The sequence below is a fragment of the uncultured Ruminococcus sp. genome (assembly GCF_946415235.1).
GTDB lineage: Bacteria > Bacillota > Clostridia > Oscillospirales > Ruminococcaceae > Ruminococcus.
In genome coordinates this window covers 21,129-44,586 of sequence record NZ_CAMKRR010000003.1, presented here as the reverse complement: position 1 = coordinate 44,586, position 23,458 = coordinate 21,129, and the positions used below count along the sequence as shown (strand labels likewise).

24 protein-coding genes are annotated in these 23,458 nt (G+C 43.9%); 9 read left to right on the top strand and 15 right to left on the bottom strand.

Features of this window, described 5'->3' with window-relative positions:
• Window positions 1-5: 5 nt before the first annotated feature.
• The 5 genes from Q0R37_RS01415 (at window position 6) to Q0R37_RS01395 (ending at window position 3,747) form a co-directional block, all read left to right on the top strand.
• Window positions 6-674 carry an HD domain-containing protein gene (locus Q0R37_RS01415; protein WP_294750332.1) on the top strand — a complete coding sequence of 223 codons (669 nt, stop codon included), beginning with the start codon at window positions 6-8 and terminating at the stop codon, window positions 672-674.
• Window positions 675-694: 20 nt separating this feature from the next.
• Window positions 695-1,777, top strand: a complete 1,083-nt coding sequence (gene pyrB, locus Q0R37_RS01410) for an aspartate carbamoyltransferase (RefSeq protein WP_294750330.1) — start codon at window positions 695-697, stop codon at window positions 1,775-1,777.
• 121 nt (window positions 1,778-1,898) lie between these two features.
• Window positions 1,899-2,273 carry a GntR family transcriptional regulator gene (locus Q0R37_RS01405; protein ID WP_294750328.1) on the top strand — a complete coding sequence of 125 codons (375 nt, stop codon included), beginning with the start codon at window positions 1,899-1,901 and terminating at the stop codon, window positions 2,271-2,273.
• A 4-nt stretch (window positions 2,274-2,277) separates the two neighbouring features.
• Complete coding sequence (locus tag Q0R37_RS01400; protein ID WP_294750326.1) at window positions 2,278-3,111, top strand: ABC transporter ATP-binding protein; 834 nt, start codon at window positions 2,278-2,280, stop codon at window positions 3,109-3,111.
• Window positions 3,112-3,747: an ABC-2 transporter permease gene (locus Q0R37_RS01395; RefSeq protein WP_294750324.1), complete on the top strand. Its 636-nt coding sequence runs from the start codon at window positions 3,112-3,114 to the stop codon at window positions 3,745-3,747. It abuts the gene before it with no gap.
• A gap of 41 nt (window positions 3,748-3,788) precedes the next feature.
• Here the strand turns inward: Q0R37_RS01395 and Q0R37_RS01390 are convergent, their stop codons facing one another.
• Both Q0R37_RS01390 and Q0R37_RS01385 read right to left on the bottom strand, forming a co-directional pair.
• Window positions 3,789-4,853, bottom strand: coding sequence for an FkbM family methyltransferase (locus tag Q0R37_RS01390; protein WP_294750322.1), 1,065 nt, complete (start codon window positions 4,851-4,853; stop codon window positions 3,789-3,791).
• A 21-nt stretch (window positions 4,854-4,874) separates the two neighbouring features.
• Window positions 4,875-5,297, bottom strand: coding sequence for a PH domain-containing protein (locus Q0R37_RS01385; protein ID WP_294750320.1), 423 nt, complete (start codon window positions 5,295-5,297; stop codon window positions 4,875-4,877).
• 296 nt (window positions 5,298-5,593) lie between these two features.
• Here Q0R37_RS01385 and rpsO point away from each other — a divergent pair, with 296 nt between their 5' ends.
• Window positions 5,594-5,860, top strand: a complete 267-nt coding sequence (rpsO, locus tag Q0R37_RS01380) for a 30S ribosomal protein S15 (protein ID WP_294750319.1) — start codon at window positions 5,594-5,596, stop codon at window positions 5,858-5,860.
• Between the two features lie 161 nt (window positions 5,861-6,021).
• Window positions 6,022-8,145 carry a polyribonucleotide nucleotidyltransferase gene (locus tag Q0R37_RS01375; RefSeq protein WP_294750317.1) on the top strand — a complete coding sequence of 708 codons (2,124 nt, stop codon included), beginning with the start codon at window positions 6,022-6,024 and terminating at the stop codon, window positions 8,143-8,145.
• Between the two features lie 73 nt (window positions 8,146-8,218).
• On the opposite strand, the gene nrdG is transcribed toward Q0R37_RS01375, so the two are convergent.
• The 3 genes from nrdG to Q0R37_RS01360 all read right to left on the bottom strand — a co-directional run bounded on the left by nrdG (window position 8,219) and on the right by Q0R37_RS01360 (window position 12,143).
• Window positions 8,219-8,719 carry an anaerobic ribonucleoside-triphosphate reductase activating protein gene (gene nrdG / locus Q0R37_RS01370; RefSeq protein WP_294750315.1) on the bottom strand — a complete coding sequence of 167 codons (501 nt, stop codon included), beginning with the start codon at window positions 8,717-8,719 and terminating at the stop codon, window positions 8,219-8,221.
• A 9-nt stretch (window positions 8,720-8,728) separates the two neighbouring features.
• Window positions 8,729-11,047 carry an anaerobic ribonucleoside triphosphate reductase gene (locus tag Q0R37_RS01365; RefSeq protein WP_294750313.1) on the bottom strand — a complete coding sequence of 773 codons (2,319 nt, stop codon included), beginning with the start codon at window positions 11,045-11,047 and terminating at the stop codon, window positions 8,729-8,731.
• A gap of 247 nt (window positions 11,048-11,294) precedes the next feature.
• Window positions 11,295-12,143: a hypothetical protein gene (locus tag Q0R37_RS01360; protein ID WP_294750311.1), complete on the bottom strand. Its 849-nt coding sequence runs from the start codon at window positions 12,141-12,143 to the stop codon at window positions 11,295-11,297.
• Between the two features lie 193 nt (window positions 12,144-12,336).
• Between Q0R37_RS01360 and Q0R37_RS01355 the strand changes: the two genes are divergently transcribed.
• Together Q0R37_RS01355 and pyrE are read left to right on the top strand one after the other, a co-directional pair.
• On the top strand, window positions 12,337-12,687 hold the full coding sequence (locus Q0R37_RS01355; RefSeq protein WP_294750309.1) for a zinc ribbon domain-containing protein: 351 nt from the start codon (window positions 12,337-12,339) through the stop codon (window positions 12,685-12,687).
• A gap of 47 nt (window positions 12,688-12,734) precedes the next feature.
• Window positions 12,735-13,388 carry an orotate phosphoribosyltransferase gene (gene pyrE, locus Q0R37_RS01350; protein WP_294750307.1) on the top strand — a complete coding sequence of 218 codons (654 nt, stop codon included), beginning with the start codon at window positions 12,735-12,737 and terminating at the stop codon, window positions 13,386-13,388.
• A 35-nt stretch (window positions 13,389-13,423) separates the two neighbouring features.
• Here the strand turns inward: pyrE and Q0R37_RS01345 are convergent, their stop codons facing one another.
• The 10 genes from Q0R37_RS01345 to Q0R37_RS01300 all read right to left on the bottom strand — a co-directional run bounded on the left by Q0R37_RS01345 (window position 13,424) and on the right by Q0R37_RS01300 (window position 23,435).
• A complete protein-coding gene (locus tag Q0R37_RS01345; RefSeq protein ID WP_294750305.1) occupies window positions 13,424-14,635 on the bottom strand; it encodes a permease in 1,212 nt (403 codons plus the stop codon).
• A 65-nt stretch (window positions 14,636-14,700) separates the two neighbouring features.
• Entirely contained in the window at window positions 14,701-16,302 is a 1,602-nt protein-coding gene (locus Q0R37_RS01340) for an FAD-dependent oxidoreductase (protein WP_294750303.1), read from the bottom strand.
• A gap of 12 nt (window positions 16,303-16,314) precedes the next feature.
• Window positions 16,315-16,998 carry a 4Fe-4S dicluster domain-containing protein gene (locus tag Q0R37_RS01335; RefSeq protein WP_294750301.1) on the bottom strand — a complete coding sequence of 228 codons (684 nt, stop codon included), beginning with the start codon at window positions 16,996-16,998 and terminating at the stop codon, window positions 16,315-16,317.
• Between the two features lie 15 nt (window positions 16,999-17,013).
• Window positions 17,014-17,841, bottom strand: a complete 828-nt coding sequence (locus Q0R37_RS01330) for an FAD/NAD(P)-binding protein (RefSeq protein ID WP_294750299.1) — start codon at window positions 17,839-17,841, stop codon at window positions 17,014-17,016.
• Window positions 17,841-18,860, bottom strand: a complete 1,020-nt coding sequence (locus Q0R37_RS01325; RefSeq protein WP_294750297.1) for a 4Fe-4S dicluster domain-containing protein — start codon at window positions 18,858-18,860, stop codon at window positions 17,841-17,843. Before Q0R37_RS01325 ends, Q0R37_RS01330 begins: the two co-directional genes overlap by 1 nt.
• Window positions 18,860-19,831: a 4Fe-4S dicluster domain-containing protein gene (locus Q0R37_RS01320; RefSeq protein WP_294750296.1), complete on the bottom strand. Its 972-nt coding sequence runs from the start codon at window positions 19,829-19,831 to the stop codon at window positions 18,860-18,862. The genes Q0R37_RS01325 and Q0R37_RS01320 overlap by 1 nt, the downstream gene beginning before the upstream one ends.
• Window positions 19,816-20,262 carry a hydrogenase iron-sulfur subunit gene (locus tag Q0R37_RS01315; RefSeq protein ID WP_294750294.1) on the bottom strand — a complete coding sequence of 149 codons (447 nt, stop codon included), beginning with the start codon at window positions 20,260-20,262 and terminating at the stop codon, window positions 19,816-19,818. The genes Q0R37_RS01320 and Q0R37_RS01315 overlap by 16 nt, the downstream gene beginning before the upstream one ends.
• Window positions 20,253-22,244: a CoB--CoM heterodisulfide reductase iron-sulfur subunit A family protein gene (locus Q0R37_RS01310; protein WP_294750292.1), complete on the bottom strand. Its 1,992-nt coding sequence runs from the start codon at window positions 22,242-22,244 to the stop codon at window positions 20,253-20,255. Before Q0R37_RS01310 ends, Q0R37_RS01315 begins: the two co-directional genes overlap by 10 nt.
• Window positions 22,245-22,261: 17 nt before the next feature.
• Window positions 22,262-22,645 (bottom strand): 4Fe-4S dicluster domain-containing protein, encoded by a 384-nt coding sequence (locus Q0R37_RS01305; protein ID WP_294750290.1) that lies wholly within the window; start codon window positions 22,643-22,645, stop codon window positions 22,262-22,264.
• Window positions 22,638-23,435 carry a CoB--CoM heterodisulfide reductase iron-sulfur subunit B family protein gene (locus Q0R37_RS01300; RefSeq protein WP_294750288.1) on the bottom strand — a complete coding sequence of 266 codons (798 nt, stop codon included), beginning with the start codon at window positions 23,433-23,435 and terminating at the stop codon, window positions 22,638-22,640. The genes Q0R37_RS01305 and Q0R37_RS01300 overlap by 8 nt, the downstream gene beginning before the upstream one ends.
• Window positions 23,436-23,458: the final 23 nt, after the last annotated feature.

The window sequence follows — 23,458 nt, the reverse complement described above, 5'->3', positions numbered from 1 at the left end:
TTTTTATGGCAAGTATAGTTACTTATAAGTATATAAAACAAAATCCTGATATAATGGAATATATCAGACGTGCGGATCAGGCACTTGAGGCTCTCGGTTATACGGAGCATTCATTCCCGCATGTTGAGCGTGTCGCTCATACATCGGCAATGATACTTGAGGGGCTTGGATATGACGACAGGACTGTGGAGCTGGCAAGGATAGCTTCTATCATGCATGATATAGGAAATGTCATCAACAGAGTAGACCATGCACAGAGCGGAGCTGTTATGGCTTTCAGGCTTCTGGACTGTCTGAGTATGCCTGCGGACGAGATATGCTCTATCATCTCTGCCATTGGAAATCACGATGAGGGCACAGGTCAGCCCCTTGACGCTATTTCGGCTGCTATGATAATCGGTGACAAGACAGATGTCCGCAGGAGCCGTGTACGTAATACAGATCTTCTTACGTTTGATATACACGACAGAGTAAATTATGCGGTCGAAAAGTCAAATGTAAGATTCAATGATGATAAATCTTCTATTATACTCGAACTTCAGATAGATACTGAAATATCCTCAGTCCTTGAGTATTTTGAGATATTCATGAAGCGTATGCTCCTTTGCAGAAGGGCGTCGGAATATCTCGGCGTACATTTTGAAATGATAATCAATGGCAGTAAAATACTGTAAAATCAATGGAGGTCAATTATATGTTTTCAGAATATCAGCACCTTATAGACTTGAATGATTATCCTGTTTCATGGTGGAAGAAAGTTGTAGAGCTGGGAGAAGAGATATACAAATCGCCTGAACAGTTCGCTCATGTATGCGACGGAAAGATCATGGCAACTCTTTTCTATGAGCCCTCCACAAGAACTCAGATGTCATTTCAGGCAGCGATGATACGCCTCGGAGGTCAGATCATTGGATTTGACAATCCGGCCAATTCATCGGTTGCTAAGGGAGAAACTATCAAGGATACAACGAAGATAGTAAGTAATTACTCTGATGTCCTTGTAATAAGACACCCGATCGCAGGTGCTGCAAAGGCTGCTTCTCTTACGGCAGACTGTTCTGTTATAAACGCGGGTGACGGCGGTCATCTTCACCCTACACAGACTCTTACCGATCTCCTTACTCTTAAAATAGAGAAGAAAACTCTTTCTGGGCTTACTATCGGAATGTGCGGCGATCTTCTCAACGGAAGAACTGTTCATTCTCTCTGTAAGGCACTTAGTATGTTCTCTGACAATAAATTTGTTTTTATTTCCACAAATGAACTCGGCATGCCTGCTTATATAAAGGATATCATCAAAGCAAACGGCAGCAGCTACAAGGAAGTTCAAACCATCGAGGAAGCCATAGGAAGTCTTGATGTGCTTTATATGACAAGAATACAGCAGGAGCGCTTTGCAAGCGAGGAGGAGTATCTTGCTCAGAAGAATACATACGTCCTTGACAGAAAGAAGATGCTTGGAGCAAGAAAGGATATGATAGTTATGCATCCCCTGCCCCGTGTCGATGAGATAACTGTCGATGTGGACGATGATGAGAGAGCAATGTATTTCAAGCAAGCTAAATATGGTATGTTTGTGCGTATGGCACTTATTATGACCATATTAAAGGAGAAAAAATCATCCGAAACTCTTAAGGGCAAGGTCTTCAGCGGCGTGAAATGCTCAAATCCGAAATGCATCACAAATCACGAAGCTTACCTTCCGAAAAGCTTCCGTTCGAGCGGAGATGAAACTCTTCTCGAATGTGAATACTGTGATGAAAGAAAGCTTATATAGTTCTGATTTCCGTACAGTTTTTCTGTGCGGAAATTTTTTTTGAAATTTTTTCGGAAAAGGTATTGACAAATCTGTTAAAACTGTGTATACTGTATATATACAGTAAGAAAGGAGAGCACAGATGAATATCTTTATTGATAATCGCAGCGGTGCACCGATATACGATCAGATCTATAATCAGATCAAGGATATGATCATTTGCGGGAATTTAGCGGCTAATGAATCCCTGCCGTCTATAAGGACTCTTGCGAAAGACCTTCGTATAAGCGTTGTGACTACCAAGAGAGCCTATGATGAGCTTGAACGAGAAGGATATATATATACCCTCCCTGCCAAGGGGTGCTTTGTTGCAGCACAGAATACGGAAATGCTTAAAGAGCATAACCTTAAGCTTATTGAAGAACATATGAATGAAATACGAAAACTTGCTGTATCGTGTCAGCTTTCAAAGCAGGATATTATTGATATGTTTGATATAATTGATGAATTGGAGTGATATTATGAATGCATTGGAGATCAAAAATCTTACAAAAAAATATAAGGGGTTTAAACTCGATAATATTTCCCTTACGCTTCCGAGAGGATGTATAATGGGAGTTATCGGTGAAAACGGAGCAGGCAAGAGTACGACTATTCGTTCTGTTCTGGGTATGGTAAAGCCTGACAGCGGCGATATAAATATAATGGGCAGGAAGCTTGATGCCGGTCTCAAAAACGATATCGGCGTCGTACTTGATGAAGTCGGACTTCCAAACTCGGTAAATGTTTTGGATGTTAATAAAATTATGAAGAAGTTCTTTAAAAACTGGGATGAAAAGCAGTTCTTCAAGTATATTGACAGCTTTTCACTGCCTAAGGACAAGAAATTCGCCGATTTTTCAAAGGGAATGAAGATGAAGCTCGGAATTGCCGTTGCTTTATCCCATAATGCCAAGCTTCTTATCCTTGACGAGCCTACAAGCGGTCTCGATCCGCTTGTAAGAGATGAGATAATTGATATACTTAACGATTTTACACGTGATGATGACCATTCGATACTTATCTCATCACATATTGTAAGCGATCTTGAGAAGATATGCGATTATATCGCGTTTATCCATAACGGCAGGCTGATGCTGTGCGAGGAAAAAGATGTACTTCTTGAGAAATACAAGTTTATAAATGTTACCGAGCAGCAGCTCTCTGAGCTCGATCAGTCTGCAATAAGAGGCAAGAAGGTAGGGAAATTCGGCGTTGAAGCTATTGCCGAAGCCGAAAAGATACCTGCAACATTTAGTTCTGTACCAATTACTATTGAAGATCTTTTCGTATTTATGGCTAAGGAGGACAAATAAATGAAAGGCTTGATTTTTAAAGAGATCCTTACAATATTCAAGGATAATAAGTTTTCAATTATAGTAATACCTGCTTTTGCACTTTTTGGGCTTTTTAACGATCAGAATATGTTTCTTATGATCGTACCCGTATTGATGGCAATGCTTCCACTTGGACAAATGACATATGATGAACTTTGTCATTGGGACAGATACGTACAGTGTATGCCTGTGGATAAAAAGCAGATCGTTTCTTCAAAGTATGCTGTAGTTGTTGTTTTGTCACTGATTGCTGCTGTTGTTATCGGCATTGTGATGGGTATAATGAATTATATGAAAAACGGCAGCCTGAACGAAGTAATATTTATGGTTCTCACTTCCCTGCTTATAGGCGTTTCAGTGCCATGCATCTCTATTCCGATCAATCTTAAATTCGGAACTGCGAAGGGCAGGCTCGTTTATATGATAATAGTTGGATTGATCTGCGGACTTGTTCCTGTTGTTCTTCTTTCCGATTCGGTAAAGCTCAGTGAAAAAATGGCAAAGCTGTTCAGTAATACAGCGGTATTCGGAATGGCAGCCCTTGGTTTATTCTTTGTTATGCTGTTTATCTCATGGCTGATATCGGTGAGTATATACGAAAAAAAGGAAGTATGAACATAAAGAAAAGCGATAGATGTTTAGTCTATCGCTTTTTGTCATATTGTTGCGTAAAGATTGGTTTCCCACGCTGGAATGTAAAGCTGATGCCTTATATAGAGCTTATAAGAAGGATTAAGCTTTTTTATCAGCAGCGGAAGCTCAAATATATCCTCGTTTCGATGATAAAGAGAGACCATTAGCTTTGGCGCGTAGTGGGCAATGGTAAGAGCTGCACCCCATATAGCTTCGCGCTCGAAGCCTTCCACGTCCATTTTGATGATGGTGGCAGGCTTCTTTGACAGAACACTGTCTACAGAAAGAGCTCCGATCATATTGTCAGATTCTGCTGTGATAGCTGACTGACGTCCTGCTTTTGCAGCGAACGGAAGCTCACCGTCTACACACCATGCTGCCGAATTATAGGCATACACATGGGACATCCTGTCAATAAACTTGGCAAGCTTTTTGAAGTTCTTTTTATCGGGCTCAAGTGCATAAATGGAAACATAGTTGCCGTGAGTGAACTCAAGAAGCTCCTTTATGGTGTCTCCGTTATATGCTCCGAGATCAACGTATATCTCGTTCATTGTAGGCTTTATTATTTTTTTGTATATATCCGCCTTTGTCGTTGTTACTGCGGAAAGGTACTCTATCTTGCCGCTTATCTTGAAATTGATTATATTTGCGTATACCTTGCGCGAATAATCGTCGGCAAGACTGTCATAGACCTGCTGTATCTTATCAGCGTTTTCCATACAGTACTCATACGTAAAGAGCCCTTTGCCGACAACAGGAACATCAGGTACATAAAGAGTATGCTTTTCGGAAATTTCTATGACTTTATCAACTATTTCCTGGTATCCTGCCGCAAAAGCAAGTACAACAACAAAGTCATCCACGGCTTCTTCGATCTCAGAAAGCTTATGTACACGGTATCCCTCAAAGGAATGTCCGCGAACAAAATCGTCACTGGCAAATATACCTGCTACAGTTATATGCTTCTCACGGAAAACGGACATTATCTTCAATGCGCCGTCTCCCATTCCGTAGATGAATATCGGACGTTCTTCAGCCTTTAGCCTGTCCCAGCTGGATTGTTTTTCTGTAATAAACGATAGCATTTCTTCCAATCACCTCTGAAATTAAAAATCTCCGTCACCGTCGTGCGTATCGTCGTAATCGTCGAAGTGATCGTGACCTGAATGGAAGCCCATCATATCTCTTCCTCTTATTCCGTATCTGTCGCGCATGATATTCAGATATTTGTCTATCAGTTCAGAGACCTTCCTTACATTTTTTACGCAGTGAACTTCCTTGGAAGGGGTATCCGCATCACGACTGTATATTATTATGGTCCCGCAGTTGAAAAGGCGCTGAAAGAACGGATATTTGACCTTTTTATCAGTGATCTTGTAAAGATCGATCTCATCCTCGTCAATACTGAGGAAGCCTGTACGTGTTATGAATTTTGTTTCCGTAAGATAATAACGTGTAAAAGTAAGAGGCAGTCCGAAAATTGAACGTTTTTTATCTGTCCATACGTATTCAAAAGCATTTTTTTTCATGGTTGATCCTCCAATCCGTTAATCCGTTAGAACTCACTACATATATTTTAACACATTATAAAGGAATAGTCAACTATATTCTTTAATAAAACGATATATACACCCGCTGAAAGCGTGTGGCCTGAGTGTGATATAAACAAAAATACAAGAAAAATTCGCAAAAAATGAAAAAAAGGCTTTACAAATATATAATAATATGGTATAATATTATCACCGTGTACTTGGTTCGGGGCTTGACCTCGATTTTCACCCCCCACTGAGTTGACGGAATATTTTATATTTAAGAGGTGCTTCAAATGTTATTGAAGGATGAAAAGACAGCCGTTATTGAGGCTAACAGAACACATGAAAACGACACAGGTTCACCTGAGGTTCAGATCGCTATTCTTACAAGAAGAATCAACGACCTTACAGAACACCTCAAGAGCCACAAGAACGATCACCACTCAAGAAGAGGTCTTCTTAAGATGGTCGGTCACAGACGTAACCTTCTTGCATATCTCAAGAAGAAGGATATCAACAGATACCGTGCTATCGTAGAAAAGCTCGGTCTCCGTAAGTAATCTTGTTTATAAAGGCAGTGGGGTGCTGTACCCTTCTGCCTTTACGTCTATCAGAGTGCAGGGATTAGAAGTCAGAGGCAAGAGCCGGCAGGCTTTTCCGGTTTTTACCTCTAACTTCTAAAAGCTCTCCTCTGAAATATAATAAAATGGAGGCAAATCAGATGTTTGAAAACTACAGAACTTTTGAAACGACTTATGCTGGCAGACCGCTCATCGTTGAAACAGGCAAGACCTGCGGACTTTCCAATGGTTCATGCTGGGTAAGATACGGCGAAACTGTCGTAATGGCAAACGTAACAGCAAGCGCAAAGCCAAGAGAGGGTATCGATTTCTTCCCTCTTTCCGTTGACTACGAGGAAAGACTTTACTCTGTAGGCAGAATCCCCGGTTCATTTACAAAGCGTGAGGGCAAGCCTTCCGAGAAGGCCATACTTACATCACGCTGCGTTGACAGACCTATCCGTCCCCTCTTCCCCAAGGATATGAGAAACGATGTTTCTGTTGTAATGACAGTACTGGCTGTAGAGCCTGATAATTCACCTGAAATTGCAGGTATGATCGCAACTTCGGTAGCTATCTCGATATCGGATATCCCGTGGAACGGACCTATCGCAGGTATCAATGTCGGCCTTGTTGACGGCGAGATCGTTCTTAATCCTACTCTTGAACAGAGAGCTAAGACTGATCTTAATCTTACAGTTGCAGGTACTGCTGAAAAGATCGTTATGATCGAGGCAGGCGCTAACGAGGTCCCCGAGGATACTATGCTTGATGCTATTCTCAAGGGTCATGAAGAGATCAAGAAGATGGTCGCATTCATCAATGATATCCGTGCTCAGATCGGTAAGCCAAAGTTTACATTTGAGTCAATGGAAGTTGATCACGATATGTTTGACGCCATCGAAGCATTCGCTTCGGATCGCGTAAAGGTTGCTCTCGACACAAACGATAAGAATGTACGTGATGAGAGACTTGCTCCTATCGTAGATGATATCCATGCTAACTTTGACGAGAAGTATCCCGAGCAGATCCCCATGATCGACGAGTGCATCTACAAGCTTCAGAAGAAGATCGTTCGTGCATGGCTGTACGAAGGCAAGCGTGTTGACGGCCGCGGAATCGACGAGATCCGTCCTCTTGCAGCCGAGGTTGGCATACTCCCCCGCGTTCATGGTTCGGGTCTCTTTACAAGAGGTCAGACACAGGTACTTACAGTATGTACACTTGGTCCTGTAAGTGACTGTCAGAAGATCGACGGTCTTGACGAAGAGGACTCAAAGAGATATATGCACCAGTACAATTTCCCAAGCTATTCTGTTGGCGAAACAAAGCCGAGCAGAGGTCCCGGACGCCGTGAGATAGGTCATGGTGCTCTTGCTGAAAGAGCTCTTGCTCCTGTTATCCCTTCGGTTGAGGACTTCCCGTATGCTCTCAGACTTGTTTCCGAAGTGCTTTCTTCAAACGGTTCGACATCACAGGGCTCTATCTGCGGTTCAACTCTTGCTCTTATGGATGCAGGTGTTCCGATCAAGGCTCCTGTTGCAGGTATCTCCTGCGGACTTATCACTCTTCCCGACAGTGATGATTTCATGACAATGGTGGATATTCAGGGACTTGAGGACTTCTTCGGCGATATGGACTTCAAGGTTGGCGGTACTCATAAGGGTATCACTGCTATACAGGTAGATATCAAGGTAGACGGTCTTACTCCTGCTATCATCAAGCAGGCTTTTGAGAAAACAAGAAAGGCTCGTATCTATATTCTTGACGAGATCATGCTCAAGGCTATCCCCGAGAGCAGACCTACAGTCAATAAGTATGCTCCTAAGATGCTCCAGACAAAGATACCTGTTGACAAGATACGCGAAGTTATCGGTCAGGGCGGTAAGGTGATACAGAAGATCTCGGCTGACTGCGACGTTAAGATCGATATCAGCGACGACGGAAATGTATTTATCAGCGGCGTTGACGGAGACAATGCAAACAAGGCTCTCCAGATCATCAATACTATCGCTAATGATCCTGAGGTTGGCGCTATCTATAAGGGCAAAGTTGTAAGGATCATGGACTTCGGCGCATTTGTTGAGATCGCTCCCGGTAAGGACGGACTTGTTCATATCTCCAAGCTGGACAAGCAGAGAGTTGAAAAGGTCGAGGATGTTGTTTCTATCGGTGACGAGATTGTTGTAAAGGTTACAGAGATCGACCGTCAGGGCAGGATAAATCTTTCACGCAAAGATGCTCTTGCTGAGATCGAAGCTAAAAAGACCGGAGCAAATAACTGATAATAATGGGCAGCCTTATGGCTGCCCTGTTTGTTTATAAGAAAAAGCAGACCAAATGGTCTGCTTTTTGCGGTTATGGTTCTGTTTCGACTGCAATGCCTTGTTCAAGGCTTTTCTGACAGTCGATATACCTCTGATTTGAGCTTCCGCGGAACTTTATTTCCCAATCCTTCTGTTCAAGGATAAATGGTCCGTCAATAAGGACATCGGTGACTTTCAGCAGGTCGTTCCAGTTGTTTTGTTCACGGGAACTGTAGAGCTGTTCAAACGTATAGCCCGTATACGTTACAATATTAAGCCCGAGCTTTTTGATCTCCTTCCCCAGTGAAGCGAGAGCTCCTGCCTGACAAAAAGGCTCTCCGCCGCTGAATGTCACGCCGTCCAGCAGCGGATTGCTCTTTATTTTTTCAAGCAGTTCCTCTGTATCTGTAATTGTACCGCCATTGAAATCATGAGTCTGCGGATTGTGGCATCCCCTGCAGTTATGAGGACACCCCTGGACAAATACTGTAAATCTTATACCAGGACCGTCAACGATAGAATCGTTGACAGTTCCGGCAATTCTTAGTTTCATTATATCACCTTATACATCGTGCTTTACGCGGTCATGCTCTTCCGCGCGTTTTCCGTTGTTGAAACGGTCAAGTGTTCCCACAAGATATCCTGTGATACGTCTTATTCTGTCAAAGGCAACATTGTCCGAATGTTCCTTTCTGCCGCAGCAAGGACAAGTTTCACCTATGATACCTGTATATCCGCAGCATGGATCACGGTCAACAGGATGGTTTATAGCTCCGTAGCCGATGCCTGATTCCTTCATGCAGCGTACTATCTTCTCAAATGCGCTGAGGTTTTCGAGGGGATCGCCGTCAAGCTCGATATAGCTGATATGACCTGCATTTGTGAGCTCGTGGTAAGGAGCTTCTATCTTGATCTTCTCGAATGCACTGATAGGATAATAAACAGGTACATGGAATGAATTGGTATAATAGTCTCTGTCGGTAACACCTTCGATAATGCCGTATTTCTTTGCATCCATACGTACAAAACGTCCCGAAAGACCTTCGGCAGGAGTTGCAAGAAGCGAGAAATTAAGACCTGTACGCTTTGATTCTTCATCAAGTCTTTTCCTCATTGATGAAATAATCTCAAGACCGAGTTCGCGGGCTTCTTCACTTTCACCGTGATGTGCTCCGATAAGAGCTTTAAGAGTTTCGGCAAGTCCGATAAATCCTACAGAAAGCGTACCGTGTTTCAGTACCTCACCCACTGTATCATCGGGACCAAGCTTGTCGGAATCTATCCATATTCCCTGTCCCATAAGGAATGGATAATTTCTTACCCTTTTCTGAGCCTGGATATTGAAACGATGCATGAGCTGATCTATAACGAGCTCCATTTTTTCTTCAAGCATATCGAAGAAAAGACCGACATTATGATCGGCTTTTATAGCAAGCCGCGGAAGATTTATAGAAGTAAAGCTGAGGTTTCCTCTTCCTGTGACTATCTCTCTTGACGGATCGTAGTTGTTGCCGATAACACGTGTACGACATCCCATATATGCTATCTCTGTATCAGGATTGCCCTCCTTGTAATACTGGAGATTGTAAGGAGCGTCAATGAATGAGAAGTTCGGGAAAAGCCTCTTTGCAGATACTCTGCAGGCAAGCTTGAAAAGATCATAGTTAGGATCGGTAGGGTTGTAGTTTATACCCTCCTTGATCTTGAATATGTGTATCGGGAATATAGGTGTCTCGCCGTTGCCGAGACCTGCTTCCTGAGCAAGAAGAACATTTTTGATGACCATCCTTCCCTCGGGAGATGTATCTGTACCGTAATTTATTGAGCTGAACGGAGTCTGTGCGCCCGCACGGCTGTTCATGGTGTTAAGGTTATGGATAAGCGCTTCCATAGCCTGATAAGTTGCTCTGTCTGTTTCCTTTTCAGCATTTCTTGTTGCGAAAGCCTGAATTTTCTCAGCAGTGTCCTTATCGGTATATTTCAGCAGCAGCTCCATTTCCTTTTCCTTGTAGCCGTTATCGTTTGCAAGAATAGGTTTGAGCTCATATTTTTCGGATAATTCCTTCTTTATTTCGTCAACTATCTCGAATTCGCTGTCAACTCCGCCTAAAAGAGACAATGCTCTTGCAACATTCTGTCTGTATCTTGCAGCATATGTCTTTTTTACGCCTTCTGCCATGGCATAGTCAAAAGTAGGGATACTCTGACCGCCGTGCTGATCGTTCTGATTGGACTGTATAGCGATACAGGCAAGGGCTGAATAGCTTGCTATATCGTTAGGCTCTCTTAAGAAGCCGTGTCCCGTGGAGAAGCCGTTTGTAAACAGCTTCTTCAGATCGATCTGGGTGCAGGTGGTTGTAAGTGTGTAGAAGTCGAGATCATGTATATGAATATCGCCCTCACGGTGAGCTTTTGCGTGTGCAGGCTCAAGGACGTACATTTCATAGTATTCTTTAGCGGATACAGAACCGTATTTGAGCATTGTACCCATAGCGGTATCGCCGTCGATGTTGGCATTTTCGCGCTTTATATCACTGTCTTTGGCAGGACTGAAGGTAAGCTCATTGAGGACGCACATCAGATTGGTTTTCATCTCGCGTGAGCGTGTGCGCTCGTAACGATAGAGAATATAAGCCTTTGCTGTTTTAGCGTGACCTTTTTCAATGAGAACTTTTTCAACGAGATCCTGAATCTCTTCAACAGTTGGAGTTTTACCCGGGTTCTGTTCCTCATAAAGACGGCAAACTTCAACGGCTGCGTCCATAGCAACATTGAAATCCGTACCGCCTCTCGCTTGTGCAGCTTTAAATATAGCATTTGCGATCTTTTCTATATTAAAAGGAACTTTTCGTCCGTCTCTTTTAATAATGTGTATTATCATTTCTATACCATACCTCCAAACACAATATATAGTGTCTGTCTTTCTAATGCTCTTATAATATTATATATAATTATTTTTGATATGTCAATGTAGGGTATGCACAATACGGCGGATAAAAATGCAAAAATAATTGTGATAAATATGCATAAATCATTTATAAAAAGCTGTTTTGGCGATATTTGGGCGTTTAAAAGCCGTCTACTAAATGTAAAAGCTTCAACACTATATATAGTGTTGAAGCAAAAAATTATACAGTGTGACAAAGTATGTAATCTGCTATCTTTTTGAAGGCTTTTTCAGTCAGAGCACCTGTTTCGGAGTCGGTAAATTCTTCTGAGATGGATCCGTCAACACTCTTTAAAGCTGTATTTGTATCAAGACAGTAAACTCCTGTCATATTGGCTATAGTAAGAAGCTTGGTATTGAACTCATTGATAAGGCTGTTGCTTATTTTTTCATTGCTCTCAGGTACAGGCGGAAGCTGAAGTATATAGATATCAGCAGATGTCAGGTATCCCCTGACGTTTTTTACGAATTCGGTATAATTGGAGATCATATCATCAACAGAAGATGTACCTATGTCACTTCCGAGCATGATATATATTTTTTCGGGCTTTTTTGCCTGAAGTATCTCATATGCAGTTTTGTTTCCGTAAGATGTATCTATTGTAACTGTATTACAGCCTGCAGCGTTAAGAGCATCACTTCCTATTACGTCTTTCAGTTCGGTATGATCCTCAATACCGAGAAGTGTTGAGTCTGTAACGAGACAGCAGGTATCAAGATATGAACTGTCTTTTGCTTTAGACTGCTGTATGGGATTGGATATCTTATTTTGTGTATTATCGTTCTGCGATTCGTTACTTTCGACAGGAGTATTGTCATCGGCGGCTTTATCAGAACTTTCTTCAACGACAACCTTGTCAAAATTATCTTCCCAGAAGTTTTCATTGATGTTTGCAGCGACCATATATACGATGAAGCAGGCTGCAAATGAGAGCATAAAAATAAGGATCATCCCCCATATGCTGAATCTGACCTTTGGTCTGCCTCTTTTTTTATCAGAGATCCTTGTTATACTTTTCTTTTTTGCCATATTTTCTCCCGACTCGTGAAGAGCTGCCGAATTACGGTGAACGGCTTACCGAAATGTGTCATGTATTAATATTATACCCCATTTTGACCATATTTGCAATAGATTTCATTTATTTTTTTATTTCGATATGTACTTGAATTTTATAAAAAAAAGGACTATAATAATACTATAATCGGTTTAGGAGGGATGAACTGTGTTACATTGCGGCAAGCCTATGATAAAAGGCGTATTCAGAATTGAACAGCGCGGTATACCGTCAAAGCATTCAACACTGGTGTATCCCGTGTCTACCTTCTATGAGAATGATACTATGATATGTGAGGTTCCGTCAGATAAAACGCTTGGGTATTACTGCACCGAATGCGGTATGCTTATAGGTGTGTTTCCTGTTACTCATCCCACAGGCTTTGCCGGTGAGTTCAACAAAGATATTGATGAGAGCATAGACATTCTTCCCAAAAAGAAATGCGTTGAATGCGGTGCGGAGATAGATGTGGATTATCCGAGATGTCCTTTCTGCGGTCATATATTTGAAGCAATATGATTTTTGTGCCTGCTTTGCAGGAAATATACATAATGGAGGTCATTTTTATGAATTACAAGGAAAGCTTTATTAAATTCATGGTCGATTGCGGTGTTCTTACCTTCGGTGAGTTTACATTGAAGAGCGGCAGAAAAGCTCCGTATTTTATAAACTGCGGAAATTACCAAACAGGTGCTCAGCTTGCAAAGCTCGGCGAATACTATGCTGAATGCATCAAGGCAAACGATATCCCTGTTGATACTCTCTTCGGACCTGCTTATAAAGGCATACCACTGGCTGTATCTGCTGTTGTTGCACTCAGCAATAAGTACGGTATAGATGTATCATATTGTTTTGACAGAAAGGAAGCCAAGGATCACGGCGAGGGCGGTATGTTTGTCGGCAAGGAGCTCAGGGACGGTGAAAGGGTTGTTATTATAGATGATGTTATGACATCGGGAAAGGCTCTTCGTGAGTCTATGCCTAAGCTTATGACTGCTGCCGACGTAAATGTTACGGGTATGGTCATAACAGTAGACCGTATGGAAAAAGGTACCGGAGAGCTTTCGGCTGTACAGGAGGTAAAGCGCGACTTCGGCGTTATAGTTTATCCTATCGTTACTATGGAAGATATTATTGATGCTATAAAGAAAGAGATCGTTCCTGGTAAGGAATATCTTGACAAAATGCTTGAATACAGAGAACAATACGGTGTTAAATGATAAAAGCGCTTCCGAAAGGAAGCGCTTTTTCATGCTTACTTGAATAATATAATCAGGAATTGCTCTACAAGGACTACAGAGATAAGTGCTACAGGATATGTAGCGGCATATGCTGAGGCAACATTTTCCGTTCCTGCCGTGCTTATAAGAGTACCAAGCGCAGGGGTAGATGTCATACCGCCTGTTATAGAGCCGAGGTTGTTGAGAAGGCTGAGCTTCAGTACATATTTTGCAAAGAGGAATCCGATTATCATAGGTAAGATAGTCATTATTATTCCGTACACAAAGTATACGGCGTCAAAGTACTGTACAAATTTAGCTCCGCCCGAAACGCCTGCACCTATAAGGAAGAACATGAGACCAAGCTCACGGAAGACCTTAAGAGTTGAATCCTTAGGCGTAACAGAGAACTTTCCGAAGTGTCCGAAGTGTCCGAATATAAGCGAAACAAGCAGACAGCCTCCTGTTGTGGAAAGTGAGAAATTGCCGAATTTGAATGAACCTATTATAATTCCAAAGAAAGCTGCAAGAGAAAAAGGCATGATGCCGAAGCTGTCCATTTCTATGAATTTGAACATTTTCTTTTCTTTTGCTGCGTTCTTGGATGCAGGGATAAGAAGCTCTCTTTCTTTTTCCATATTTGCTTTTGTGAGCTTGGGGATTATCTGAACAAAGAGAACAACTCCGATAACACCAAAGATATAGGCTATTGCGTATCCTACGGATACGATGCTCTGCAAATGATCTGTTCCTACTGCGTCCTTGGCAGCCGAGAAACCGGGAGTGCTTGTGAGTGCTCCCGAGAGGATTCCTGCGAGCATTGCTGTGAATTCTTCACTTGAAAGGTCGGTAAAGTTCTTTCCTACCATAATACAGCCTGCACAAGCAAGTCCGCCGCTGAAAATAATGATAACGGCAAGGAGAACATAAGACTTGAAGTTCTTTTTGAAGTTACCGAAGAAATTCGGTCCTGCAATAAATCCTACAGCTGTAACGAAGAGTATAAGTCCGAGATTGTCTATTATCTTAAGAGCATTGTTCACAAAATCGGTATTGATCTCGGCAGACAGTTCCTTATAGAACAAACAACCGTATATAAGTGCCATAATGAACACTCCTGCTGTTCCGAGAGATATGCCTTTGATAGTAATTCTTCCAAGTACATATCCGAGAGCAGCTATCGCAATTACCGACAGCATAAGGAAGCCGACACCATGAATTGAAAGAATTCCGTTAAAAAAATCCATTTTTATCACTTAACTTTCTTTTATTATAACATATTTCGGGACGCTCTGATAAGCGTCCCATATTTTTATTTTTTTCTTGCATAGTGCGGGAGCAGCATCGGTGAAGCTGTTCCGCTTGAAGCTCCTGCCGCTTCAAGCTCCTTGTTGAACTTCTCGATATGAGCAAGGGTGAGCTTTTGGGGAACTGCTGTTTCCTTAGCCTTGGCAGCTGCATAGATACCTGCGTTCCTGCCGAAAACGATAACATCAAGGAGCGAGTTTCCCATGAGTCGGTTTCTGCCGTGGATACCTCCTGCGACTTCTCCTGCCGCATAGAGATTTTCTACTCCTGTTGAGCAGTCATCAGATATCTCGAGTCCGCCGTTCTGATAGTGGAGTGTCGGGTATACGAGTATAGGCTCTTTGCGGATATCTATGCCATATTTGCCAAACATTCTCATCATTGCGGGGATACGCCTTTCGATGGTTCCCTCGCCGTGGATAAGCTCTATCATAGGAGTATCGAGCCACAGCGCCTTGCCGAGGTTTGTCTCTACGCCCTTGCCGCGTTCCGTACATTCACGTATGATAGAAGCTGCGGTAACATCGCGTGTCTCCAGTGGGTGCATGAATACATCACCGTCTATATTTACAAGCTTTGCACCGAGCGAACGTACCTTTTCGGTAACAAGAGCGCCGAATATCTGCTCGGGGTAGCCTGTACCTGTGGGGTGATACTGTAAAGTATCGGCGTAAAGAAGCTTTGCGCCTACTCTGTAGCCGAGAATAAGTCCGTCAGCAGTTGCACCGTAATGGTTTGAAGTCGGGAATCCCTGATAGTGGAGACGTCCTGCACCGCCTGTTGCGATAATAACTGTCTTTGCCTTAGCTACAAGGAGCTCTTTGGTCTCCATATTCATAAGAACAGCACCTGATGCCTTACCGTTTTCGTCGAGGATTATTTCCACTGCGGCTGTGAAATCAACTACAGGTATACCTCTGTTGATGACCTCGTCACGGAGAGTTCTCATTATTTCCGCGCCTGAGTAGTCCTTTGCAGCGTGCATTCTCTTGCGTGAAGTACCGCCGCCGTGAGTTGTTACCATTGTTCCGTCGGGTTCCTTATCGAACTCAACACCGAGCTTATTGAGCCACTGTATAGCTTCGGGGGCTTTTGTGACCAGTTTCTTTACGAGCTCTGGTTTTGCAGCGAAGTGTCCGCCTCCGAAAGCGTCGAGGAAATGTATGGCAGGTGAATCGTTAGGCTTGTCAGCAGCCTGTATACCGCCCTCAGCCATCATTGTATTGGCGTCGCCTATACGAAGCTTTGTGACGATCATTACCTTTACGCCTGCATCGTCAGCTTCGATCGCAGCAGAAGCGCCTGCACCGCCACCGCCTATGATAAGTACATCTGTTTCATAATCGGGAGAAGCAAGATCCACGCCATCAGCGCTGATACGGCTTTTTCCCTGAAGAAGCTCTGCAAGCTGTGTAGGAACTTTATCACCCTTGTTTACACCTGCGGAGAGGACAGTGAATTCGTCCTGCTTGTAATCGGGGTGAAAATGTGCAAGAAGGTCGTCCTTCTCTTCAGCGGTCATTCTTCTTGGTTCGAGAGCGGCGTTATCAGCTCTTTTTTCAGCAACTATCTTTGCCAGTTCATTGAGTTTTTCGATTTTGTACATATTCTCCCCTCCTTACTTCTCTATTTCGCGGTGATTGTACATATCTTTTATCTCGTCAATATTGTTGACAGCCTTTGTCATGAGCTCCTCGATCTGCTTGTCAAAGATACCATCGTTGACTTCCTTTACCCTGTCCGAGAGATGTCCGCATTCCGGAGCAATGTACTTACCGTTGAGACGTCTTGCAAGCATAGCTACTTGAGGATGGGAAATACCTGCGGGACAGCGTGATGAACATACTCCGCACATTACGCAGTCAAAGCTCTCCTCAGCACATTTCTCGTACTCGCCTCTCTGTGCGTAAGCAATATACTGCATAACATTGAGTTCCTGAGTACAGGCCTTTGTACAGGCATTGCAGCCTATACAGCTGTATATCTCGGGATAAAGCTGCATCATTATCTGCTGGTCCGGCTTTATTTCTTCGATGTTGTATACTCTTTTTTCAAGTGGGAAGAAAGGAAGAGTTGCTACGTACATTCCTTCCTGTATCTCGGTCTGACAGGCAAGACATCCGTGAAGCTCTATCTCCCCTTTTATTCTGTATATCGTAGCACAGGCTCCGCAGAATCCGTTGCGGCATCCGCAGCCTCGTACAAGCTCATAGCCTGCGTACTCCATAGCTGTCATTATCGTAAGACCTGCAGGCACCTGATATTTCTTGCCGAACAGGTAAACATTCAACATATTTTCCATGCAAGTTTCTCCTTCTTAATATTCGTCAGGCAGTTCGCCAAGCTGATCAAAGCGGAAAACAGGACCGTCTTTGCATACATATTTGTTTCCGATATTGCAGCGTCCGCATTTTCCGACGCCGCATTTCATGCGAAGCTCCATAGTTGTGTAGACCTGTGTTTCGGTAAAGCCAAGTTCTTTTAGGCCTGCAAGTGTGAACTTGATCATGATCGGCGGTCCGCAGACAAGTACTGTCTTGTTTACAGAGGGATTTAGCTCCTTGACATAATTCGGAACAAAGCCTACATGGCCATCCCAGCCATCCTGCGGATTGTCTATAGTGAGATCAACTTCGATATTAGGATCAGCCATCCACTCGTCGATTATCTCCTGATAGTCAACAAGGTCGTCCTTTGAACGTGAGCCGTAGATGACCTGCACATCGCCGTAATTTGCACGGTTATCACGGACATAGTTTATTACCGACCGAAGAGGAGCAAGTCCGATACCGCCTGCGATAAAGAGGAGATCCTTTCCTTTAAGCTCTGTTTCAACAGGAAAGGCGTTGCCGTAAGGTCCGCGTATCGTTATCTGCTGACCTACATCCATAGCGTGGAGCCATGTCGTAAGACATCCGCATTTCTTTATGCTGAACTCCATAAACTCCTTATTTGTAGGAGAAGATGTTATTGAGAACATTGCCTCTCCCACTCCGGGGATAGAGAGCATTGCGCACTGTCCGGGCATATGCTCGAAAACCTTGCCGCCTTCGGGAGAAACTACCCTGAAGGTCTTGACATCGGGAGTATCCTGCCTTATATCGGTAACTACTCCGATGTAAGGTATCAATGTATCATTATTCATCACTTTACCTCCAGCGCTTTCATTACCTTGACGATATTCATGGATATGGGACATTTTGAAAGACATCTTCCGCAGCCTACACAGCCGAATTCTCCGTTATTGTTTGCGGGGAAATATACAAGCTTGTGCATGAATCTCTGACGGAAGCGCTCAAGCTGAGTAAGTCTCGGATTTCCGTGTGCCATTTTGGTGAAATCGGAGTACATACATGAGTCCCAGCAGCGGAAACGCTTTATTCCGTGACCTGTATTGAAATCCTTTATGTCATAGCACTGACAGGTAGGACAAACAAAGGTGCAGGTGCCGCAGCCGAGACAGCTTTCCGAAAGCACTCCCCATTTATCGGAGTTGAAGTACTCATTCAGCTTGTCTCCGCCGAAGCTGTCAGTTGTAAGGTCGGCAAGAGGAAGCTTTTTCAGTATCTCTCTTGTTTTGCTGCGTGTTTCTTCAAGCTTTGAAGTATCGCCTTCTTCGAGAAGCGATGATACAGAGTCTATGAACTTCTGTCCCTTTTCGTTGTGAGCTTCTATGAATAAGTTCTCACCGTCGCTGTAGCAGGCGGCATCACCCTCGGGAGAAGCTGCGTCTATACCGAAGGTACCGCAGAAGCAGGTCTCGGCAGGACGTGTACAAGCCATAGTTACAACAGTTCCGTGTTCGCGGCGGTTTTTATAATAGCTGTCAACGGGTTCGGCAAGGAATACCTTGTCGAGTATCGTGAAGCTTCTTGCGTCACAGGCGCGTACACCGAATATTACAAAATCCTCTGCTTCTTCACGGACATCTATAACTTCAATACTTTTGCCGTCCATTTTGAAGTCAACGAGGTTTTCCGTCTGAGGAAAGAAGAAATCCTTTGCGCTCCTTACAGTGTTGAGAGCGCTGCTGAGTTTCATGCCGCTTTCGTACTTTCTGTATTCAGCGCCGCCGTCTTCGCGGTCAGTGGGGACATAGAGAGCCTTTGAAGCTGAGACAGCTTCAAAAAGCTTATCAAGCTTGTCAAGTGATATCTTCAGCATTATTCTGCTCCCCTTTCATGAACTATATTTGCTTCACAGTCGCTCTGTTTATATTCATTCAGCGGAGCACGGGAGGTAGTATCCTCTCCTGCCTGATATTCGCCGTAAAAAGTATTTATATCCTTAATGAACTTGCGGTTGAGAAGATGAAGCGGTATATTCTGAGGGCATACTCTTGAGCATTCGCCGCAGTCCGTACATCTTCCCGCTACGTGGAACGCGCGGATTATGTGGAACATATTCTCCTCAAAGCTGTCTGCGGGAGCCTTGTTTTCAATCCCCGAATCTGGATTATCGAAAACGCACTTTTCGCAGGTGCAGGCAGGACAGACATTGCGGCAGGCATTGCAGCGTATACACTTTGAAAGCTGCTCTCTCCAGAAGTCATAACGCTCCTGCGCGGTCATGTTCTCGAGCTTTTCTACCATATCGAAGCGGTTTGAGTCGAGTACATCGCCTTCTTCACCAAGAAGCTCGTCATATATCATATGCTTTTTGCTCTTGCATGAAGCGCACTTGTCAAGTACTGCCTCATAGAAAGGCATTGTCTCCTCGCCGTAAACAGTTTCGATCTTTAATGTGTAGTTTTCGTTTTTTACGCTTAGAATACCTGTTATCCCCTTTTCCTTTATCTTTTCAGCGTCAAGCTTTGGACCTCCGGGGATGCCCACTATATAAACATTTTCACGTACAACCCTGTGCTCCTTTATGAGCTGATTGAAGCTGTATGTGTCGCAGGGCTTGAGGAAAGCAAGTATCTTTCCTTCCTTTTTGCTCTCTTTTACAAGATATTTTGAAACATTTGCCGCTGTAAAATCGTCATATACAAAGTCTTTTTCAAGCTCTTCGGCAGTTTCAAATATCGCAGGAGTGATATCGTAAACGAATTCTCCCCTCTTCCAGCCGATGACACGGTCAACGATGCCGTCGGCCAAAAGCTGTTTTGCTTTATTTATCATTGCTTCCTGCATCGTAGATCCTCCAATCTGCGGTTAGGTCCGAGTTTTTTTACAGCTTCCGTAAATTCGTTCATGGTAGCTGCAAATTTAGCTCCTTCAGCTGCGGACACCCATTCTACTCTTGTTCTATCACGTTCAATACCGAGAAAATCCAGCATACTGAACAGAAGCGTCATTCTTCTTCTTGTAAAATAGTTTCCCGAGGTGTAGTGACAGTCTCCGGGGTGGCAGCCGCAGAGTATCACTCCGTCGGCTCCGCGCTGAAAAGCTCTGAGAATGAACATAGGATTTACTCTGCATGAGCACGGGACTCTGATTATCTTAATGTTATCGGGATAGTTCAGCCTGTTTGTGCCTGCGAGGTCAGCTCCTGCATAGGAGCACCAGTTGCAGCAGAAAGCTACGATCAGCGGCTGAAACTCTTTATTTTCATTTACTTGCATATTGCATCTACCTCCGCTATGATCTGGCTGTTTGAAAATCCGTTCAGATCCATTGCTCCCGAAGGACAAGCGACTGTACAAGCACCGCAGCCCTGACATACAGCAGGATTGACGCTTGCAACTCTTCGTATTGCAACAGTTCTGTCTGGCATTTTGAATTCCTTGTCAATGTATGTGATAGCGCCGTAAGGACAAACCTTTTCACATGAGGAGCAGCCGTTGCACATGAGCTCGTCTGAATGGGCAACGCAGGGATTACAGGTGATACTGTTCTTTACAAGGAGTCCTATAGCCTTTGCAGCTGCCGCACTTGCCTGAGCGACTGTTTCTGGGATATCCTTCGGACCCTGACAGGCACCCGAAAGGAATATACCGGCCGTTGCGCTCTCGACGGGACGGAGCTTCGGATGAGCTTCCGTGAAGAAATCATTTGTATCCATCTGAGTTGTCAGCATTGTTGCAAGCGGACGGGCTGTCTTGTCAGGCTCGATAGCTGCTGCAAGAACTACCATATCAGCGTCAATATGGAGCTGTTCGTTTGCAAGGAGGTCGGAAGCCTGAACGTCTATCTTGCCGTCTGAACGCGGAGTTACCTTTCCGACCATACCCTTGATATAGTGAACATTGTACTGTTCAACTGCTCTGCGGTAGAATTCGTCAAAGTTCTTTCCGGGAGTACGGACGTCTATGTAGAATACATAAACCTCTGTATCAGGATATTTTTCGCGTATGAGCATAGCGTGCTTGGCTGTGTACATACAGCATATCTTCGAGCAGTAGGGTTTTCCCTTGCTGTCGTCACATCTTGAACCTACGCACTGGACGAATACTATCTTGTGTGGATGCGTTTTGTCTGAAGGACGAAGAAGCGTTCCGCCGTTAGGACCTGCCGCATTCATGAGTCTTTCAAGCTCAAGCGACGTTACTACGTCAGGACACTGATTGTATGCGAATTCGTCATATTTATCAAGATTTATAGGATTGAAGCCCGTAGCAACGACGATTGCGCCGTACTTCTGCTCTATAAGCTTATCTTCCTGCTTATAGTCAATAGCTCCCACAGAGCATACCTTTGAGCAGACTCCGCATTTACCTGTTTTCAGCATCATGCAGTAGTTCGGATCAATGGTTGCGACCTTTGGTACAGCCTGAGCAAACGGGATATATACTGCTGATCTGTTGTCAAATCCCATATTGAATTCGTTTGGAACTTTATTCATGGGACATTTTTCGGTACATAATCCGCAGCCTGTACATTTTGTTTCATCAACAAAACGTGCCTTTTTCTTTATAGTTACCGTAAAATTGCCAACAAAGCCCTTTACGTCTGATACTTCGCTGTATGAATGTATGGTTATGTGCTCGTTCTGAGAAGCTTCTACCATTTTAGGCGTAAGTATGCAGGCTGCACAGTCAAGAGTCGGGAAGGTCTTGTCTATCTGAGCCATTTTACCGCCGATCGTTGGCTGCTTTTCAACTATATCTACATCAAAGCCTGCCTCGGCAATATCAAGGGCAGTCTGTATTCCTGCTATACCGCCTCCGATAACGAGGGCTCTTTTGACAACAGGGCTCTCGCCTGCTGTAAGAGGAGCATTGAGATGCACCTTTGCAACTGCTGCCTTACCGAGAATTATTGCCTTTTCCGTAGCGCTTGCTATATCCTTGTGGATCCATGAACACTGTTCGCGGATATTGGCAATTTCTACGAGATAAGGATTAAGACCTGCTGAAGCTGCTGCTTTTCTGAATGTATTTTCATGCATTCTCGGAGAACATGAACATACCACGACGCCTGTGAGGTTATGTTCTTTTATAGCGTTTTTTACAAGGTTCTGACCTGATTCGGAACACATATACTGGTAATCCTGAGAGACGATAACTCCGGGTTCATGACCAAGCGCTTCCGCGACTGCCTTTACATCGACAGTTGCAGCGATATTTGTTCCGCAGTGACAGACAAATACACCTATTCTCTGCATTAAACTGTCCCCCCTTCTTACTTTATGTATTTCCTGAATGCTGTAACTATAGCCTGCTGCGGCATATCCTCGTCAAGCATTTCAGGTATCTGATTCGGGTTCATGTGATTGTTTCCCTGCTGCCTTATCGCTGCAAGGCGAACTGCTTCCACTACCTTTGCAGGCTCTACATTTCGCGGACATCTGTCAACGCAGGCGAAACAGGTCAGGCACTTGTATATCGACTTTGAATTCATCAGTGTCTCGATATCTCCGCGCTCGACCATATAAACGAACTGATGAGGATGATATTCCATTTCATCGTAAGAAGGACAGGTTCCCGAGCACTTTCCGCAGCGCATACATTTAAGTACGTTTACGCCGCATGAACGCAGCACCTGTTCTTTGAGATTTTTATTCATTGTCATCCTCCTTTGCTCCGAGAGCCTCAGCAAGTATCTCGGTGAAGTAGTATACAGGCAGAGAAGAATCCGAGTTTTTTTTCAGATTATACATACAAAGCGGACAGGCAGTAATGACCATTTCCGCCCCCTGATCCTCTGCGGACCTCATTACATTGCTGCTTCTTTTCTGTGCCTGAGCCCTGTCCTCAAGAGCTATATATCCGCCGCAGCACTCATTCCTCTGAGCATATATTACAGGCGTTCCGCCTATGGCTCGGATAAAGTCTTCTATGATAGACGGATTTTCCGGATCATCCATTGCAAGAGCTTTTGAAGGACGGAGCAGCAGACAGCCGTAATAAGCAGCTATTTTTTTGCCCGTAAGAGGATTAACGACCTTTTTTGCAAGCTCATCAAAGCCTATAACGTCCCTGAGCATTTCGAGATAGTGATATACTGTTGCTTCTCCGCAGTATGGCTCGTCAAGCTTGAGGTAGTTATTTACTTTTGAAGCAAATTCTTCATCGTGCGATATATCGTAATTTGTCTGCTTGATAACATTATGACATGCGGAACAGACTGTAATAAGCGGTCTGTCAGCTGCCCTTGCAGCATTTAAGGTCCTTACTGCCGAAAGCTTGGTAGCGATTTCGTCTTTTGCTGTTGTATATGCGCCGCCGCAGCACTGCCAGTCGGAAGGCTCTTCAAGTGATATGCCGAGCGCTTTTGCAGATGCTCTTGCGTAATCGTCGAGAGTCTTGGCTTTGGTCCTCAGCGTACATCCGGGATAATAAGTAAAGGTTTCCATACGCATTTTTCCTTTCATTATAT

What these genes read in the sequence shown, in the direction of transcription:
- Q0R37_RS01415 (WP_294750332.1), top strand. Translation starts at nt 6, where the DNA reads ATGGCAAGTATAGTTACTTATAAGTATATAAAACAAAATCCTGATATA.
- pyrB (WP_294750330.1), top strand. Translation starts at nt 695, where the DNA reads ATGTTTTCAGAATATCAGCACCTTATAGACTTGAATGATTATCCTGTT.
- Q0R37_RS01405 (WP_294750328.1), top strand. Translation starts at nt 1,899, where the DNA reads ATGAATATCTTTATTGATAATCGCAGCGGTGCACCGATATACGATCAG.
- Q0R37_RS01400 (WP_294750326.1), top strand. Translation starts at nt 2,278, where the DNA reads ATGAATGCATTGGAGATCAAAAATCTTACAAAAAAATATAAGGGGTTT.
- Q0R37_RS01395 (WP_294750324.1), top strand. Translation starts at nt 3,112, where the DNA reads ATGAAAGGCTTGATTTTTAAAGAGATCCTTACAATATTCAAGGATAAT.
- Q0R37_RS01390 (WP_294750322.1), bottom strand. Translation starts at nt 4,853, where the DNA reads ATGCTATCGTTTATTACAGAAAAACAATCCAGCTGGGACAGGCTAAAG.
- Q0R37_RS01385 (WP_294750320.1), bottom strand. Translation starts at nt 5,297, where the DNA reads ATGAAAAAAAATGCTTTTGAATACGTATGGACAGATAAAAAACGTTCA.
- rpsO (WP_294750319.1), top strand. Translation starts at nt 5,594, where the DNA reads ATGTTATTGAAGGATGAAAAGACAGCCGTTATTGAGGCTAACAGAACA.
- Q0R37_RS01375 (WP_294750317.1), top strand. Translation starts at nt 6,022, where the DNA reads ATGTTTGAAAACTACAGAACTTTTGAAACGACTTATGCTGGCAGACCG.
- nrdG (WP_294750315.1), bottom strand. Translation starts at nt 8,719, where the DNA reads ATGAAACTAAGAATTGCCGGAACTGTCAACGATTCTATCGTTGACGGT.
- Q0R37_RS01365 (WP_294750313.1), bottom strand. Translation starts at nt 11,047, where the DNA reads ATGATAATACACATTATTAAAAGAGACGGACGAAAAGTTCCTTTTAAT.
- Q0R37_RS01360 (WP_294750311.1), bottom strand. Translation starts at nt 12,143, where the DNA reads ATGGCAAAAAAGAAAAGTATAACAAGGATCTCTGATAAAAAAAGAGGC.
- pyrE (WP_294750307.1), top strand. Translation starts at nt 12,735, where the DNA reads ATGAATTACAAGGAAAGCTTTATTAAATTCATGGTCGATTGCGGTGTT.
- Q0R37_RS01345 (WP_294750305.1), bottom strand. Translation starts at nt 14,635, where the DNA reads ATGGATTTTTTTAACGGAATTCTTTCAATTCATGGTGTCGGCTTCCTT.
- Q0R37_RS01340 (WP_294750303.1), bottom strand. Translation starts at nt 16,302, where the DNA reads ATGTACAAAATCGAAAAACTCAATGAACTGGCAAAGATAGTTGCTGAA.
- Q0R37_RS01335 (WP_294750301.1), bottom strand. Translation starts at nt 16,998, where the DNA reads ATGGAAAATATGTTGAATGTTTACCTGTTCGGCAAGAAATATCAGGTG.
- Q0R37_RS01330 (WP_294750299.1), bottom strand. Translation starts at nt 17,841, where the DNA reads ATGAATAATGATACATTGATACCTTACATCGGAGTAGTTACCGATATA.
- Q0R37_RS01325 (WP_294750297.1), bottom strand. Translation starts at nt 18,860, where the DNA reads ATGCTGAAGATATCACTTGACAAGCTTGATAAGCTTTTTGAAGCTGTC.
- Q0R37_RS01320 (WP_294750296.1), bottom strand. Translation starts at nt 19,831, where the DNA reads ATGCAGGAAGCAATGATAAATAAAGCAAAACAGCTTTTGGCCGACGGC.
- Q0R37_RS01315 (WP_294750294.1), bottom strand. Translation starts at nt 20,262, where the DNA reads ATGCAAGTAAATGAAAATAAAGAGTTTCAGCCGCTGATCGTAGCTTTC.
- Q0R37_RS01310 (WP_294750292.1), bottom strand. Translation starts at nt 22,244, where the DNA reads ATGCAGAGAATAGGTGTATTTGTCTGTCACTGCGGAACAAATATCGCT.
- Q0R37_RS01305 (WP_294750290.1), bottom strand. Translation starts at nt 22,645, where the DNA reads ATGAATAAAAATCTCAAAGAACAGGTGCTGCGTTCATGCGGCGTAAAC.
- Q0R37_RS01300 (WP_294750288.1), bottom strand. Translation starts at nt 23,435, where the DNA reads ATGGAAACCTTTACTTATTATCCCGGATGTACGCTGAGGACCAAAGCC.